This is a genomic window from Streptomyces sp. M92 (genome assembly GCF_028473745.1).
Taxonomy (GTDB): Bacteria; Actinomycetota; Actinomycetes; order Streptomycetales; family Streptomycetaceae; genus Streptomyces.
On the sequence record NZ_CP101137.1, the window covers coordinates 2787728 to 2803867 of the forward strand.

15 protein-coding genes are annotated in these 16140 nt (G+C 72.1%); 5 read left to right on the forward strand and 10 right to left on the reverse strand.

Going from position 1 to position 16140, the window contains the following annotated elements; translation table 11 throughout:
- The first annotated feature begins 141 nt into the window (after positions 1-141).
- On the forward strand, positions 142-894 hold the full coding sequence (locus M6G08_RS12815) for a SigE family RNA polymerase sigma factor (RefSeq protein WP_272587277.1): 753 nt from the start codon (positions 142-144) through the stop codon (positions 892-894).
- Positions 895-1152: 258 nt separating this feature from the next.
- Here M6G08_RS12815 and M6G08_RS12820 read toward each other — a convergent pair whose 3' ends face one another.
- Positions 1153-1788: a nucleoside/nucleotide kinase family protein gene (locus M6G08_RS12820; RefSeq protein WP_272587278.1), complete on the reverse strand. Its 636-nt coding sequence runs from the start codon at positions 1786-1788 to the stop codon at positions 1153-1155.
- A 158-nt stretch (positions 1789-1946) separates the two neighbouring features.
- Between M6G08_RS12820 and M6G08_RS12825 the strand changes: the two genes are divergently transcribed.
- Entirely contained in the window at positions 1947-2357 is a 411-nt protein-coding gene (locus M6G08_RS12825) for a hypothetical protein (RefSeq protein ID WP_272587279.1), read from the forward strand.
- 20 nt (positions 2358-2377) lie between these two features.
- On the opposite strand, the gene M6G08_RS12830 is transcribed toward M6G08_RS12825, so the two are convergent.
- Positions 2378-2629 carry a type II toxin-antitoxin system RelE family toxin gene (locus tag M6G08_RS12830; protein WP_272587280.1) on the reverse strand — a complete coding sequence of 84 codons (252 nt, stop codon included), beginning with the start codon at positions 2627-2629 and terminating at the stop codon, positions 2378-2380.
- Complete coding sequence (locus M6G08_RS12835) at positions 2626-2880, reverse strand: type II toxin-antitoxin system Phd/YefM family antitoxin (RefSeq protein WP_217161759.1); 255 nt, start codon at positions 2878-2880, stop codon at positions 2626-2628. Before M6G08_RS12835 ends, M6G08_RS12830 begins: the two co-directional genes overlap by 4 nt.
- Positions 2881-3086: 206 nt before the next feature.
- Between M6G08_RS12835 and M6G08_RS12840 the strand changes: the two genes are divergently transcribed.
- The gene (locus M6G08_RS12840) at positions 3087-5078 is read left to right on the forward strand and encodes a bifunctional serine/threonine-protein kinase/glutamate ABC transporter substrate-binding protein (RefSeq protein WP_272587281.1); all 1992 of its coding nucleotides are present in this window, start codon (positions 3087-3089) and stop codon (positions 5076-5078) included.
- A 61-nt stretch (positions 5079-5139) separates the two neighbouring features.
- Here M6G08_RS12840 and M6G08_RS12845 read toward each other — a convergent pair whose 3' ends face one another.
- The 3 genes from M6G08_RS12845 to deoC are packed head-to-tail and all read right to left on the reverse strand — an operon-like array spanning position 5140 to position 8433.
- The gene (locus tag M6G08_RS12845; protein WP_272587282.1) at positions 5140-6033 is read right to left on the reverse strand and encodes an aldehyde dehydrogenase family protein; all 894 of its coding nucleotides are present in this window, start codon (positions 6031-6033) and stop codon (positions 5140-5142) included.
- A complete protein-coding gene (locus M6G08_RS12850) occupies positions 6026-7462 on the reverse strand; it encodes an aldehyde dehydrogenase family protein (RefSeq protein ID WP_272587283.1) in 1437 nt (478 codons plus the stop codon). The genes M6G08_RS12845 and M6G08_RS12850 overlap by 8 nt, the downstream gene beginning before the upstream one ends.
- Positions 7463-7467: 5 nt before the next feature.
- On the reverse strand, positions 7468-8433 hold the full coding sequence (gene deoC, locus M6G08_RS12855) for a deoxyribose-phosphate aldolase (protein WP_272587284.1): 966 nt from the start codon (positions 8431-8433) through the stop codon (positions 7468-7470).
- Between the two features lie 170 nt (positions 8434-8603).
- Between deoC and M6G08_RS12860 the strand changes: the two genes are divergently transcribed.
- The gene (locus tag M6G08_RS12860; RefSeq protein WP_272587285.1) at positions 8604-9305 is read left to right on the forward strand and encodes a PH domain-containing protein; all 702 of its coding nucleotides are present in this window, start codon (positions 8604-8606) and stop codon (positions 9303-9305) included.
- A gap of 15 nt (positions 9306-9320) precedes the next feature.
- Here M6G08_RS12860 and M6G08_RS12865 read toward each other — a convergent pair whose 3' ends face one another.
- The 4 genes from M6G08_RS12865 to M6G08_RS12880 form a co-directional block, all read right to left on the reverse strand.
- On the reverse strand, positions 9321-10556 hold the full coding sequence (locus M6G08_RS12865) for a hypothetical protein (protein WP_272587286.1): 1236 nt from the start codon (positions 10554-10556) through the stop codon (positions 9321-9323).
- Positions 10557-10737: 181 nt separating this feature from the next.
- Positions 10738-12411: a phospho-sugar mutase gene (locus M6G08_RS12870; RefSeq protein ID WP_272591328.1), complete on the reverse strand. Its 1674-nt coding sequence runs from the start codon at positions 12409-12411 to the stop codon at positions 10738-10740.
- Between the two features lie 688 nt (positions 12412-13099).
- Positions 13100-13924 carry a purine-nucleoside phosphorylase gene (locus M6G08_RS12875; RefSeq protein ID WP_272587287.1) on the reverse strand — a complete coding sequence of 275 codons (825 nt, stop codon included), beginning with the start codon at positions 13922-13924 and terminating at the stop codon, positions 13100-13102.
- 94 nt (positions 13925-14018) lie between these two features.
- Entirely contained in the window at positions 14019-14456 is a 438-nt protein-coding gene (locus M6G08_RS12880) for a gamma-glutamylcyclotransferase family protein (RefSeq protein WP_272587288.1), read from the reverse strand.
- 71 nt (positions 14457-14527) lie between these two features.
- Here M6G08_RS12880 and M6G08_RS12885 point away from each other — a divergent pair, with 71 nt between their 5' ends.
- A complete protein-coding gene (locus M6G08_RS12885; protein WP_272587289.1) occupies positions 14528-15976 on the forward strand; it encodes an NAD(P)H-quinone dehydrogenase in 1449 nt (482 codons plus the stop codon).
- The last annotated feature ends 164 nt before the right edge of the window (positions 15977-16140 follow it).

Consider the following 16140-nt stretch of genomic DNA (forward strand, 5'->3'; position numbering starts at 1 on the left):
CGGACCCTGTGAAGGAACCGTGCGGCCCCGGTGACGGACCCCTGTGACAGGTCTGTGACAGTCGGCGGACACGGCCATGAAGTCGCCCCGGCAAGCTTCTCGGCACAGGCAACACCGGAAGTCCACGACGGGAGGCGCGAGATGAACACGCTGCACGGCACCAGCACCAGCGCAGTGGTCACGCGTCTGCACGACGTGCACACACACCGGTCCGAGAAGTCCGGTGCCGTGAGCGGGCGGGGGTGCGCTCGCGGCACCGGGCGGCAGCACACCACCTACATGACGGTGGTGGACGCCGCCAAGGGGGGAACCCAGGGGGGAACGCACGGGGGAACGGCGTACGGGGAGGCAGAGGGGGAGCGCCGCTCGCTGTCGGAGGCGGAGTTCACCGCCTACGTCCAGGAGCGCCGCGCCTCCCTGTACGCCACCGCCTACCACCTGACCGGCGACCGCTTCGAGGCCGAGGACCTGTTGCAGAGCGCGCTGTTCTCGACCTACCGGGCGTGGGACCGGATCAGCGACAAGGCCGCGGTCGGCGGATACCTCCGCCGCACCATGACCAACCTGCACATCAGCGCCTGGCGGCGTCGCAAGCTCAACGAGTACCCGACCGAGGAGCTGCCGGAGACGGCCGGCGACACGGACGCGATGCGCGGCACCGAACTGCGCACGGTCCTGTGGCAGGCGCTGGCCCGGCTGCCCGAACTCCAGCGCACCATGCTGGTCCTGCGCTACTACGAGGGCCGCACGGACCCGGAGATCGCGGACATCCTCGGCATCAGTGTCGGCACGGTGAAGTCCAGCATCTGGCGGTCGCTCCGCCGGCTGCGCGACGACGAGGTCCTCAGCTTCGGCCGTGACCGGGAGGACGCCTTCGGCGAGCTCGTCGCCTGAAGGCCAGGAGGTCCGGGGGGGGGGACCTCCGGAAGGACCCGTGAAAAAAGTTCGAGCCGGGGTGTATCAGGGGGAGGGGACCGGGCTCTTACTCACGGGGAAGCACCACGGGGGAACAACGGGGGACACGGGGGAACAGCACGGGGGGAACGGGGAAACGGGGGAGCACGGGGGAAGAGAGCGGGGCTGGAGGGCCGGGGGGTCCGTCCAGTCCCGCTCTCGCGTGTACCGCGTACGGGGGTGCGCGCGAGGGGCGCGTTACGCCGCCGTACGGGCCGTCGTGCACCGTCCCGCCGCCGCGGCCGCCAGCCGGCCCATCGCCTCGTCCCGGTCGCAGGCGTGCGCGCCCAGGGCCGTCTGCCGTGCGATGACCGACCGTTCCCGCCGCATCAGCCGCCAGCCGCGGCGCAGCAGGACCGGCACCGACTTGCGGCTCTCCCGCAGGTCCCGCGCCAAGCGCCGGCGGAAGGTCGTCACCGGGCCCCGGCTCAGACACAGCGCGTCGGCCAGCACGCCCAGCTCCCGGCAGCGCGCCACGAGTTCGGCGGCGAAGATGCCCTCCGCGAGGAACAGCGGGGTGCGCCCGATGTCGACCGCCTCCTCGCCGGTGCGCGCGCTCAGCGAGATGTCGTAGACGGGCACCCGCGTACGGCCCGACCGGCACAGCTCCGCGATCGCGGCGACGGCCGCGTCCGCGTCCCACGAGCCCGGGTGGTCCCAGTCGATGTCGGAGCTCTGCGGCACCAGCGGCAGCGTCGGGTCGGTGCCCTCCTTGTAGAAGTCGTCGAGCCGCAGCACCGGGAGGCCGGAGCGGGCGGCGAGGAGGGACTTGCCGGAGCCGGAAGGGCCGCAGAGCAGCACGACTCGGGTCGGTATGGGCGGATGGGAGCTCACGGGACACCAGTCTGAGGCATCCGGCGGCCGCCGTACGACCCCGCGGGGGACTTTGCCGCAGGCGTCACATCCCGATCGCGCCGCGCGGGTGACCTGATCACGGTGTGCGCTGTTATCAGGGCAGTCCGTAGCAATCCACACCAAGAGGTGGCTCACCGATGGCCCGACACGCGTCCCCCCACACCACCACCGTCCACCGCGCCCTGGTCCTGCTCGCGACCGCGGGGGCCGCCCTGGGGGCGGGTGCGGCCACGGCCTCCGCGGCGGAAGGCGGCGGCGAGACGATCGCCGGTCTGGCCCACACCCGCCCCACCTCGATGGGCAACATCGACCCGCAGGCGGGCGTCCAGGCGGTGACCGGCATCGTCGGCTACGTCACCGGCCCGGTCGCCGACCTCAAGCCCAACCCGCTGGCCGGTACCGGCGTCGACCCTCTCCACAACGGCGTCGGCACGAAGGTCGCCGACTTCCAGCCGCTGACCTCGACGTCCCTGACGGGGCCGGTCGCCCAGGCGCGGTCGTTGGGCGCCGTGCCGGTGGTGGGGCAGGCGACGGAACTGCTGCGCTGACGCGACCGGCCCGGCGGGGGTCAGGCCGTGCGGCCGAGGTGGGTCACCAGGATGCGGACAACGGCGACGTCGATGGCGTAGAGAACCCGGTACTCCCCGATACGCAGCCGTCGGATGTCGGCTGATCCGTACGGAACCGAACCAGCGGGTCGGGGGTCCTCCGCCAGTTTGTCGATGGTGTCCAGTACCACAGTGAGGCCGCTCGGGTCGTCCTCAAGGAACCGGGCGGCGGCGTTGAGGGCCTGTGGCTCGAAGTTGATCTCGTAGGTCACTTCTGCTCGAGCCCCAGCCGCCTGCGCACCTCGGCCATGGGGATGCCCTCTCCGAGGGTCCCCTCCGCCTTGCGCCGCTGGTAGTCCGCTACTGCCAGCGCGTCCTCCAGATCCTCTATCACCTGCGGCGACACCAGAAGGGCGGCCACGTGCCCATGGTCGGTGAGCGCGATGGTCTCGCGGCCGTGGGCGGCGCGGCGCACGAGGTCGCCGAGCTGGGAACGGGCGGCGCTGATGGCGATCTCAGTCATGCTCACATATTGACAGAAGGTTAATCTAGTGTGCAACTCATGACCGACTGCTGGCCGAGGGGCACACGATCCCGGACCGGCGAGGCGCCCCACGGTTCGCCGCGCCGGTCCGCCGTGACTGTTCGTCATGAGGACCCCACGGCCCGGCACCGCGGCCGTCTAATCTTGGTGAACCACGTTTCGCGCAAGAGGTGCCAGGGGGCCGGGTGCACAACGACGACGGAATCAACGGGACCGGTGGCGGCGCCGGCGGGCATCCCGAAGATCGTGCTTCAGCCCCCCACGCGGTGATCGAGGGTCGCTACGAGCTGCTGGAGCCCATCGGCAGCGGCGGAATGGGCGAGGTCTGGAAGGCCCACGACCGACGGCTGCGCCGGTTCGTCGCCGTGAAGGGACTCCTCGACCGCAGGGCCATGACCCCGGACACGCAGAAGGACGCGATGCAGCGGGCCCGCCGTGAGGCGGAGGCGCTCGCCAAGATCGAGCACGAGAACGTCGTGACGGTCCACGACCAGATCGAGACCGCCGACCAGGTCTGGATCGTGATGAAGCTGCTCGAAGGGCGTTCGCTCGCCGACCTGTTGAGACGTGACCGGGTCCTCGGCGTGCCCAGGGCCGCGGAGATCGGCCTCCAGATGGCCCAGGGCCTGCGGGCCGTCCACGAGGCGTCGGTCCTGCACCGCGACGTCAAGCCGGGCAACGTCCTGGTGCGGGACGGCGGCCAGGTGGTTCTGGTGGACTTCGGCATCGCCACCTTCGAGGGCGCGGACCGGGTCACCCGGCACGGCGGCATCATCGGCACGCCTCCCTACCTGGCGCCCGAACTCTTTCCCCCCGTCCGCTCCGGTCCCACGCCCGCCTCCGACCTCTGGGCGCTGGGAGTCACCCTCTACGAAATGGTCGAGGGACGCCTGCCCTTCGGCGGCAACGAGATGGCAGGGGTGCAGGAGAACGTCCGGCTGTCGCCCGACCCCGTCCTCCGGTACGCCGGCCCCCTCGGCCCCGTCATCCGGAGGTTGCTGGTCACGGACCCCGGCCGCCGCCCGGACGCGGCCGCGGTGGAGGAGATGCTCCGGGAGGTCCTCGCGGACCCGGGCACGCCCACCCCGCACCCCGTGCCGACGGCGCCCTTACCGACGCCCGCGCTGTCCTCCGCCGAAGGAGCCGTCCCGTCCTCCCACGCCGTTCCTTCCGAAGGCGGTCCTTCCGGAGGTGTTCCGTCCGTGCCTCCACCGTCGGCGCCGCGCCGGGGCGGCGGGCCGTTCCGGGGATGGAAGGCGGCTGTGGCCGCCGCGTGCGTCGTTCTGCTGGCCGGGGGTGGCTGGCTCGTCTCCCGGGGTGGGCCCGGGGGCGAGCGGGGCGACGCCTCCTCGGCGCAGGGTGCGGGATCCACCGGTGGTGACGCGGAGCAGGCGTGGGAGCAATGGCGGGACGGGAAGAAGAGGCTGACGATCGGTGCCAAGGAGGATCAGCCCGGTCTGAGCCTCCACAACAAGGACACCGGCGTGTGGAGCGGATTCGACATCGACATCGCCTACGCCCTCGCCGGCGAACTGGGCTACGGCAGGGAACAGGTCGACTTCTACGGGGTGACCACGGCCAACCGGGCGAGCAAGCTGAAGAACGGGGAAGTGGACCTGGTCATCGCCTCGTACAGCATGACGCCCGAGCGGGAGAAGAAGGACGGCATCACCTTCGTCGGCCCCTATTACATGGCGGGCAGAAGCTTCCTCGTGCGCAGGAACTCCGCGAAATACGATCTCGACGAAGCCGCCGACGTGGAGAGGCACCAGGTCAAGGTGTGCACGGCACGGGATTCCACGTACGCGGACTACCTGCGGAGCAAGGGGTACGCCACCGGGAAGTGGCAGCCCGACACCTACGAGGAGTGCGTGGAAAGGCTGCTGGACAAGCGCTCGGACGTGTACGCGGTCGCCTCGGACGACGTTCTTCTCGCCGGGTACGCCCAGCGGGATCCGGCGCGTCTGAAACTGCTGCCCAGCGGCGAGGGCACGGAACCCTACGGGGTGGCGATGCGGAAGGGTGACCTTCTCCTGAAGAACAAGGTGTGCTCGGGGCTCCAGGAGATTCTGGCCGGAAAAGATTGGCCAGAGATGTATATGAAGGACCTGGCCCCGCTGACGGGACGGAAGACCGCGCCGAGAAAGCCGGAACTGGTGCCGTGCTCGGGTGAGTGAGTGATCCCGGCGGGCCGCGGCTCCTTCGGACGGAAAGGGACCGCGGCCCTGTCGGTGCGGCTCAGTACGACGAGCCGGACGCGCCCAGCGAGCCCGTCGGGTGCCAGACCGTCTTCGTCTCCAGGAACGCCGTCATGCGGTCGGTGCCCGGCGTCGCCGACCAGTCCGCGCCGTCCACAGGCTGTGGACGCAGGACGCGCTTGAGGTTGTCGGCCGCCGCGATCTCCAGCTCCTTCGCCAGCGTCTCGTCGGCGCCCGCGAGGTCGATCGCGTTGACGTCCTGGTGGGCGGCGAGGGGCGTGGCGAGCTCCGCCGTACGGCCGGAGAGGATGTTGACCACGCCGCCGGGCAGGTCCGAGGTGGCCAGGACCTCGCCCAGGGAGAGGGCGGGCAGGGGCGACCTCTCCGACGCCACCACGACCGCCGTGTTGCCGGTCGCGATGACCGGGGCGACGACCGAGACCAGGCCCAGGAACGACGACTCCTGCGGGGCCAGAACGGCGACGACACCGGTCGGCTCCGGGGAGGAGAGGTTGAAGAACGGGCCCGCCACCGGGTTGCCGCCGCCGGTCACCTGGGCGATCTTGTCGGTCCAGCCCGCGTACCAGACCCAGCGGTCGATCGCGGCGTCCACCTGCGCCGCCGCCTTCGACTTCGACAGGCCCTCGGCGTCGGCGACCTCCGCGACGTACTGGTCGCGGCGGCCCTCCAGCATCTCGGCGATGCGGTAGAGGATCTGGCCGCGGTTGTACGCCGTCGCGCCGGACCAGCCGCCGAACGCCTTGCGCGCGGCGACCACCGCGTCACGGGCGTCCTTGCGGGAGGAGAGAGGGGCGTTCGCCAGCCACTTGCCCTTTGCGTCGGTCACCTCGTACACCCGGCCGCTCTCGGAACGCGGGAACTTCCCGCCGACGTACAGCTTGTAGGTCTTCAGCACGCTGAGTCGGTCAGACATCGAGGTACGCCTCCAGGCCGTGGCGGCCGCCCTCGCGGCCGAAGCCCGACTCCTTGTAACCGCCGAACGGCGAGGTCGGGTCGAACTTGTTGAACGTGTTGGACCAGATCACACCCGCGCGGAGCTTGTTCGCGACCGCCAGGATGCGCGAGCCCTTCTCCGTCCAGATGCCGGCCGACAGGCCGTACGGCGTGTTGTTGGCCTTGGCGACCGCCTCGTCCGGCGTACGGAAGGTGAGGACGGACAGGACCGGGCCGAAGATCTCGTCGCGGGCGACCGTGTGCGCCTGGGTGACGTTCGTGAAGAGCGTCGGGGCGAACCAGTAGCCGGTCGAGGGGAGTTCGCAGGCCGGGGACCAGCGCTCGGCGCCCTCCGCCTCGCCCTGGTCGGCGAGCGCGGTGATCCGGGCCAGCTGCTCGGCGGAGTTGATCGCGCCGATGTCGGTGTTCTTGTCCAGCGGGTCGCCGAGGCGGAGCGTGGACAGGCGGCGCTTGAGGGAGTCGAGGAGTTCGTCGTGGATCGACTCCTGGACCAGCAGGCGGGAGCCCGCGCAGCAGACCTGGCCCTGGTTGAAGAAGATGCCGCTCACGATGCCCTCGACGGCCTGGTCGATCGGGGCGTCGTCGAAGACGATGTTGGCGCCCTTGCCGCCCAGTTCGAGCGTGAGCTTCTTGCGGGTGCCCGCGACCGTGCGCGCGATCTCCTTGCCGACGGCCGTGGAGCCGGTGAAGGCGACCTTGTTCACGTCCGGGTGGGCGGTCAGCGCCGCTCCGGCGCGGCCGTCACCGGTGATGATGTTGACTACGCCCTTGGGCAGCCCGGCCTGGCGGCAGATGTCCGCGAAGAACAGGGCGGACAGGGGGGTCGTCTCGGCGGGCTTGAGGACCACCGTGTTGCCCGTCGCGAGCGCCGGGGCGATCTTCCACGCCAGCATCAGGAGCGGGAAGTTCCAGGGGATGACCTGGCCGGCGACGCCGAGCGGGCGCGGGTCCGCGCCGTAGCCGGCGTGGTCGAGCTTGTCGGCCCAGCCCGCGTAGTAGAAGAAGTGCGCGGCGACCAGGGGGAGGTCCGCGTCGCGGGTCTCCCTGATCGGCTTGCCGTTGTCCAGGGTCTCCAGGACGGCCAGCTCGCGGCTGCGCTCCTGGATGATCCGGGCGATGCGGAAGAGGTACTTCGCGCGCTCGGCGCCGGGCAGCGCCGACCACTTCTCGAAGGCCTTGCGGGCGGCCCGTACGGCGCGGTCGACGTCCGCCTCGCCCGCCTCGGCGACCTCGGAGAGGACCTCCTCGGTGGAGGGGGAGACGGTCTTGAAGACCTTGCCGTCGGCGGCCTCGGTGAACTCGCCGTCGATGAACAGGCCGTACGACGGCGCGATGTCGACGACCGCGCGCGACTCGGGCGCCGGTGCGTACTCGAAAACAGGTGCCATGGTGATCAGTCCACCGTCACGTAGTCGGGGCCGGAGTAGCGGCCGGTGGCCAGCTTCTGGCGCTGCATCAGCAGGTCGTTCAGGAGCGAGGAGGCGCCGAAGCGGAACCAGTGGTTGTCCAGCCAGTCCTCGCCCGCGGTCTCGTTGACCAGGACCAGGAACTTGATCGCGTCCTTGGCGGTGCGGATGCCGCCGGCCGGCTTCACGCCGACCTGGACACCGGTCTGCGCGCGGAAGTCGCGGACCGCCTCCAGCATGAGGAGGGTGTTGGCGGGCGTGGCGTTCACCGCGACCTTGCCGGTGGAGGTCTTGATGAAGTCGGCGCCCGCCAGCATGCCGAGCCAGCTCGCGCGGCGGATGTTGTCGTACGTCGACAGCTCGCCGGTCTCGAAGATGACCTTCAGGCGGGCGGACGTGCCACAGGCCTCGCGCACGGCGGTGATCTCGTCGTACACCTTCATGTAGTTCCCGGCGAGGAAGGCGCCGCGGTCGATGACCATGTCGACCTCGTCGGCGCCCGCCGCCACGGCCTCGCGCACGTCGGCCAGCTTGACGGCGAGCGAGGCGCGGCCCGCCGGGAACGCGGTGGCGACCGAGGCGACCTTCACGCCGGAACCGGCGACGGCCTCCTTCGCGGTGGGCACCATGTCGGGGTAGACGCAGACGGCCGCCGTGGTGGGGGCGGTGCGGTCGGTCGGGTCGGGGTGGGCCGCCTTCGCGCCGAGCGCCCGGACCTTGCCCGGGGTGTCCGCGCCTTCCAGCGTCGTCAGGTCGACCATCGAGATGGCGAGGTCGAGGGCGTACGCCTTCGCGGTGGTCTTGATGGAACGGGTGCCGAGCGAGGCGGCGCGCGCCTCCAGGCCGACCGCGTCGACGCCGGGCAGCCCGTGGAGGAAGCGGCGCAGCGTGCTGTCGGACGCGGTGACGTCGGCGAGTCCGTGTGCGGGAGCAGCGGATGCAGTGGTGGGCATGGTCACCAGGCGAGCATATCTACGCGCGTAGCGGCTGTACAGTCCCGTGCGGTTCTTCGGCGGGCGGCACGGTCGGCGGTCGCGGTCCGGCACCGCCGGTCGGCCCCGTCAGCCCCGCGGGTCAGCCCCGTGCGTCGGTCCCGTGCGGGGCGTCGGGCACAATCGGCTGCATGACGACCCCGGAGCCCCAGTCACCGTCGCCGCAGCCTCCGGTACCCGTGTCCAAGGACCGGGCCTACCGCTCGCCCGCAGGCATCGCCGGTGGCGTTCTGCTGCTCGCCCTCGCCCTCTGGCTCGGTATCGACGCCGTGGTCGCCGGGGAGGGGCGGACCCCCTGGCTGGCGCTCGCGGCGCTGCTGTTCCTCGTGCCGCTCATCGCCACCTACACCGTGCGGCCCGCCGTCTTCGCCAACGACGACCGGCTGCGCGTGCGCAATCCGTTCCGCGTGATCGTGGTGCCCTGGGGGCAGGTCGCCTCGTTCCGGTCGGCGTACTCCAACGAGGTCCTCACCGAGGGCGGCGACAAGTACCAGCTGTGGTCCATCCCGGTCTCGCTGCGCGGCCGCAAGAAGGCCGCACGGCAGGAGGCGCGGCGGGCCGCCGGGGTCGGCCGGGGGAGGGGGCGCGTGCTCGGCGGCTTCGGGCAGTCCGCGGCCAAGACCGACATCGACGGCGCGGAGCCGGACGCGGCGGTGGACCGGCCGGTGCGCGCCGAGGCCGACAAGATCATGGACGAGCTGCGCGACCTGCTGGAGGCGCGGAAGCCCGCCGAGACCTCGCAGGGCGAGGTGACGGTGCGGTGGGCCTACGAGATCCTCGCGCCGGCGGCGGTGGGGGCGGTGCTGTTGGCGGTGCTGACGGCCACCGGGTGACCGTGGCCGGGCGTTTCAGGGCGCCGCCGACCACACCAGGAGCATGTACGCACCGCAGTACGCCGAGCCCAGCACCGCTGTCGTCAGCGCCAGCGCGCGGTGGCGCCGGGAGGCGCGGGACAGGTGCAGGGCCAGCGGCAGGAGCAGCGGGAAGGCCGGGAGCAGGAACCGGGCGCGCGGGAAGTACACGCCCCCGCTGCCCAGCACGATCACCAGCACCACGCCCGTGTAGACCAGCAGCGCGGGCGGCTGGCGGTCCCACGCCGACAGGCCGAACAGCACCACCGCCCCGACCAGCGTGAGCGTCACCATCACCAGGAACAGCTGCGGGGTCGGGTCGCGCCACAGCAGCCACCGGAACTGGTGCAGGGTGCGCAGGCCGCCGTCCAGCTCGTTGTACCAGAGCCGCTGCACCGCGAAGTACCCGTCCCAGCGGCCCAGCCGCAGCCCCACCCAGGCGAGGTACGCGCACCAGCCCAGCGGCGCCAGGACCGCGGCCGCGACGACGCGCGGTGCCGGGGCGCGGTGCCGGGCGAGGTGCAGCAGGGCCGTCACCGTGACCGCGGCCGCCACCGCGATGCCGGTCGGGCGGGTCAGGCCCGCCAGCGCGGCGCAGCCGGCCGCCCACAGCCAGCGGCCCGTCAGCACCGCGTACAGCGACCACGCCGCGCACGCCGTGAACAGGGACTCCGTGTAGCCCATCCACTGCACCGCGCCGACCGGGAACGCCGCCCACAGCGTGGCCAGCAGCACGCCGACGCGACGGCCGTGCAGGCGGTCGCCCACGGCGAAGACGCCCCAGGCCGCGACGAGTGAGGCGACGACCGCGAGACCGAGGCCCGTGGAGGCGCGGGAGCCGGGGGTGAGGACCGCGACCGCCTTCACCAGGACCGGATAGAGCGGGAAGAACGCCAGGTTGTTGGCGTTGGGCGCGGTGCCGAGTTCGTCGGTGTAGCCGTGCTCGGCGATACCCAGGTACCAGTCCGAGTCCCACTGCGCGGCCAGGTTGACCCACAGGTCCTGGTGGCGGCGGGGGGCCCAGAAGGCGAGTACCGCGAGGCCCGTCAGGCGTACGGCGAGGTACGCGGCGAGGGCGGGGGCGGCGTGCCGGGCGGCTTCGCGCAGGGTGCGCAGGAGGTGCCGGGCGCGGGCCTGCCGGCTGCGGGGTGACGTGGGGGCGGGCGGGGTGCGGGGGCGCCGGGTGCCGGGGATGTGTCCGTTTGGCGTGGTCTTGGGCGCGGTCGAGGACACGGCGGCGGCTCCCTGGCTCTTGGCGGTGCGGTTCCGGTCCACCGTTGCCCGGAGGGCGGCCAGGTAAGGCGAGGGTGCGTCAATGAGCTGCGGGATATCACCCGATGGGGTGCCGCCGGGTGGGGCACCCCATGGGGATCGGGTGACGTACGGGGGCGGGAGGGGCGCGAGGGCCGTGCGGTCAGATGCCCGCCGCTGTCGACAGGTCCTGCTTGAGCGCCGTCAGCAGGTCCCTCGCCGTCGCGCGGGCCTTCGGGAGGTCGGCGTGGGCCGTGACCGGGACGACCACCTCCAGGTAGCACTTCAGCTTCGGCTCCGTACCGCTCGGGCGGACGATCACCCGGGCACCGTCGAGCGTGTAGCGCAGGCCGTCCGTGGGCGGGAGCGTGTCCGTGCCCCGGGTGAGGTCCTCCGCGTTCGTGACGGGCAGGCCGGCCAGGCGGGTCGGGGGCTGTGCGCGCAGGCGGTGCATGGCGGCGGCGATCAGGGACAGGTCCTCGACCCGGACCGAGAGCTGGTCGGTGGCGTGCAGGCCGTGCTCCACGGCGATGTCGTCGAGGAGGTCGAGGAGGGTGCGGTTCTGTGCCTTGAGGGTCGAGGCCAGTTCCGTGATCAGGAGGGCCGCGGTGATGCCGTCCTTGTCGCGGACGCCCTCCGGGTCGACGCAGTAACCGAGGGCTTCCTCGTAGCCGTAGCGGAGGCCGTCGACGCGGGCGATCCACTTGAAGCCGGTGAGGGTCTCCTCGTAGGGGAGGTGCGCCTTCTCGGCGATGCGGCCGAGGAGGGAGGAGGACACGATCGACTCGGCGAACGTGCCGTGCGCTCCGCGGGCGACCAGGTGGGCGGCGAGGAGGGCGCCGACCTCGTCGCCGCGGAGCATGCGCCAGTCGGTACCGTCGCCGGCCTTCTCGGGGGCCGGGACGGGAACGGCGACGGCCAGGCGGTCGGCGTCGGGGTCGTTGGCGATGACCAGGTCGGGGGCCGGGGTCGTCGCGCGGGCCTTCGCGAAGGCGAGGTCCATCGCGCCGGGCTCCTCCGGGTTGGGGAAGGCGACGGTCGGGAAGTCCGGGTCGGGGTCGGCCTGCTCGGTGACGAGGGCGGGGGCGGGGAAGCCGGCCCGGGCGAAGGCGGCCAGGAGGGTGTCCTTGCCGACGCCGTGCATCGCCGTGTAGACGGTGCGGGCGGTGCGGGGGGAGTCGGGGGCGAGGACGGCGTCCGTGCGGGCGAGGTAGGCGTCGAGGACGTCGTCGCCGAGGGTCTGCCAGCCGGTGGTGGGGCGGGGGACGTCGTTCAGGGAGCGTACGGCGTCGATCTCGGCGGCGATGTCGGCGTCGGCGGGGGGCACGATCTGGGAGCCGTCGCCGAGGTAGACCTTGTAGCCGTTGTCACGGGGCGGGTTGTGGCTCGCCGTGACCTCCACGCCGGCGACTGCGCCGAGGTGGCGGATGGCGAAGGCGAGGACGGGGGTGGGGAGCGGGCGGGGGAGGACGGCCGCGCGCAGGCCGGCGCCGGTCATGACGGCTGCGGTGTCGCGGGCGAAGTCCTCGGACTTGTGGCGGGCGTCGTAGCCGATGACGACGAGGCCGTTCTCGTCGCCCTGTTTCTTGAGGTACGCGGCGAGGCCGGCGGCGGCACGGATGACGACTGCGCGGTTCATGCGCATGGGGCCGGCGCCGAGTTCGCCGCGCAGGCCGGCGGTGCCGAACTGGAGGGTGCCGGCGAAGCGCGCGGTGAGCTCGGTGCGGTCCTCGGCGTCGATGAGCGTGGCGAGCTCGGCGCGGGTGTCCGAGTCGGGGTCCTCGGCCAGCCATGCGTGGGCCCGGGCGAGGAGGTCGTCGTCGTGCACGTCGGTCAGCCTCTCGTGGTGCGGGTTCGGTGGGTGGGGGTGCGGGTGCCTGCGGCGCCGCTGCGGGTTCGGTGGGGGTGCGGGTGGCGCGGTGGGTTCGGTGGTGGGTCGGGGCCGCGCCGGGGGTCTCCGTCCTCGGAACGGCGCGGAATCGGTCGGCTACGGGGGTGGGCGGCGCGGACGCGCCAACCGCTGGGGGCGGACACCTCCTGACACGTCCCCTTCCCGCCGTACGCGGCTAACCGCCCGCGCGGGGCGGCCCAGCCACCGGGCGGGCGCCACGCCAGCGTGCGCGGCTGCGGGCACGTCCCGCCCAGCTGTGGGCCGTCCCGCCCCAGCTGCGGGCCCCGTCCCGTCTCGCTGCGGGCAGTCGTGCCTCCCCCAGTGCCTGAACGGCCTGGGAGGTACCCCCAGGGCGATGGTGGTCCCCCCGCTCGAGCGAAGCCGAGAGTGGGGGAGGGTGGGCGGTGGGGGCACCTCCCGCTCATGGGCCCCTCCCGCGCGAGCGAAGCCGAGCGTGGGGGAGAAGCCGAGAGTGGGGGGAGGAACCCCGCAGCGCCGGGCCGCGACCCACCCCGGCGCCCACGCCCACGCCGGGTGCGAAGTGCCCCCGGGATGACGGCGCCCGAGCCGGACGCGGAGGGGGCGCCGGGTGACGTCACCCACTCCGCCCCTCCCGCGAGGGCAACGCCCCGGACTACAGCCGCCCCAGCACCTGCGTCAGCAGGGCGCCCATCCGCGCGGCGGAGTCGCGGCCCGCCTGCAGGACCTCTTCGTGGTTGAGCGGCTCCCCCGTCATGCCCGCCGCGAGGTTGGTCACCAGGGAGATGCCCAGTACCTCCGCGCCGGCCTCGCGGGCCGCGATCGCCTCCAGGACCGTCGACATGCCCACCAGGTCGGCCCCGATGACGCGGGCCATGCGGATCTCGGCCGGCGTCTCGTAGTGCGGGCCGGGGAACTGGGCGTAGACGCCCTCCTCCAGCGTGGGGTCGACCTCCTTGCACAGGGCCCGCAGGCGGGGGGAGTAGAGGTCGGTGAGGTCGACGAAGTTCGCGCCGATGATGGGGGAGGTCGCGGTGAGGTTGATGTGGTCGCTGATCAGGACCGGCTGGCCGGGGCGCATGCCCTCGCGCAGACCGCCGCAGCCGTTGGTCAGGACCACGGTCTTGGCGCCGGCGGCGACGGCGGTGCGGACACCGTGGGAGACGGCGGCCACGCCGTGGCCCTCGTAGTAGTGGGTGCGGCCCAGGAAGACCAGCGCGCGCTTGTCGCCGAGGGCGTACGAGCGGATCTTGCCGCCGTGCCCCTCCACCGCGGGCTTGGGGAAGCCCGGCAGTTCGGTGACCTGGAACTCGGCCTCGGGGGCGCCCAGGGCGTCCACGGCCGGTGCCCAGCCGGAGCCCATCACGAGGGCTACGTCGTGGGACTCGGCGCCGGTGAGTTCGCGCAGGCGGGCCGCGGCGGCGTCGGCGGCGGCGTAGGGGTCGCCCTGGATGTCGTCCGGAAGAAGAGATGCGTTCACGCCGAAGAGGGTAGCCGGTTTACGCCTACGCGCGTAGATGACGGAGCTCACGGGATTGTGATTGTTGTTTTGTTGTTTCTGACGAGAGGCTCGTTCAGCAGGGGCGTTTGCGGAGTTCCATGACGTAGTCGTGGGGCGCGCCGGCCGACTCGGCCGCGTCCGCCACCTGGCCCAGGTAGCGGGCGGAGGGCAGGCCGCCCTCGTAGGCGTTCAGGACGTAGGTCCAGGCCTGCTCCTCGCCGTCCAGGGTGTGGACGCGGACGCGGGTGCGGCGGTAGACGTCCAGGCCCACGCCCTCCCAGCGGTCCAGGGAGTCCTCGTCCATCGGGGCGATGTCGTAGAGGGAGACGAAGACCTGGGAGATCGGGTCCTCCACGAGGGTCGCCAGCGCGCCCTCCCAGCCCATGTGCTCGCCCCCGAAGGTCAGCCGCCACCCGTTCAGCCAGCCGGTCGCGCGCAGCGGCGAGTGCGGGGCGCGGCGGGTCATCAACCGCGCGTCGAGGTTGCCGGCGTACGCGGCGTAGAGCGACATGGGGAGAGGGTACGCGCCGTTCTTGTAACGACTGCGCCCCCGGGCGGCCCGACGTTGAAGGGTGCGGGACAATGGAGTACGTGACTCGGATCGTGATCATTGGCGGCGGACCCGGCGGATACGAAGCGGCGCTCGTGGCCGCTCAGCTCGGCGCGGAGGTGACCGTCGTCGACTGCGACGGTCTGGGCGGGGCGTCGGTGCTGACCGACTGCGTGCCGTCCAAGACCCTCATCGCCACGGCTGAGGTGATGACCACCTTCGATTCCTCCTACGAGGAGCTGGGGATCATCGTCGCCGACGACACCCCGCCCCTGGAGCAGGCCGCCCGGGTGGTGGGCGTCGACCTGGGGAAGGTCAACCGGCGGGTGAAGCGGCTCGCGCTGGCGCAGTCGCACGACATCACCGCCTCCGTGACGCGCGCGGGTGCGCGGGTCATGCGCGGGCGCGGGCGGCTGGAGGGCATGCAGGCCCTCGACGGGTCGCGGAAGGTCGTGGTGCGGGCCGCCGACGGGAGCGAGGAGACGCTGACCGCGGACGCGGTGCTGATCGCCACCGGTGGGCATCCGCGCGAGCTGCCGGACGCGCGGCCCGACGGCGAGCGGATCCTGAACTGGACCCAGGTGTACGACCTCGACGAGCTGCCCGAGGAGCTCATCGTGGTCGGTTCGGGTGTCACCGGTGCCGAGTTCGCCGGTGCCTACCAGGCGCTCGGGTCGCGGGTCACGCTCGTCTCGTCGCGGGACCGGGTGCTGCCCGGTGAGGACCCGGACGCGGCCGCTGTCCTGGAGGACGTCTTCCGGCGGCGCGGCATGAACGTCATGTCCCGGTCCCGGGCCCAGTCCGCCAAGCGGGTGGGGGACCGGGTGGAGGTGACGCTGTCGGACGGGCGCGTCATCACCGGGTCGCACTGTCTGATGGCCGTCGGTGCCATTCCCAACACCGAGGGGATGGGGCTGGAGGAGGCCGGGGTCAAGCTCAAGGACTCCGGGCACATCCGCACCGACCGGGTGTCGCGGACCTCGGCTCCAGGCGTGTACGCCGCCGGTGACGTCACGGGCGTCTTCGCGCTGGCCTCGGTGGCCGCCATGCAGGGACGGATCGCCATGTACCACTTCCTGGGCGACGCCGTGACTCCGCTGGACCTGAAGACCGTCTCCGCCAACGTCTTCACCGACCCCGAGATCGCCACCGTCGGGTACTCCCAGGCCGACGTCGACTCCGGCAAGATCGACGCCCGCGTGGTGAAGCTGCCGCTGCTGCGCAACCCGCGCGCCAAGATGCAGGGCATCCGGGACGGCTTCGTCAAGATCTTCTGCCGGCCCGGTACCGAGATCGTGGTGGGCGGTGTCGTGGTGGCGCCGCGGGCCTCGGAGCTCATCCATCCGATCTCGATCGCGGTCGACAACAACCTGACGGTCGAACAGATCGCGAACACCTTCACCGTCTACCCGTCTCTTTCGGGGTCGATCGCGGAGGTCGCGCGGCAACTGCACACGCGGAAGGCCGGCGGGGAGGGCTGAGCGCCGGTCGTCGCGGCCGGAATCGAATCCCCGCCGGTCACGGGGAGTTGCGGTGCTTGCGGGCGGCATAGGCGGTTCGGGTAGGCACGTATACCACTTCCGCCTCTGCCGTGCGAACAACTTCTGTTATTCGGCGCATACTGCTGAAAGCAGACGGTCGTTGG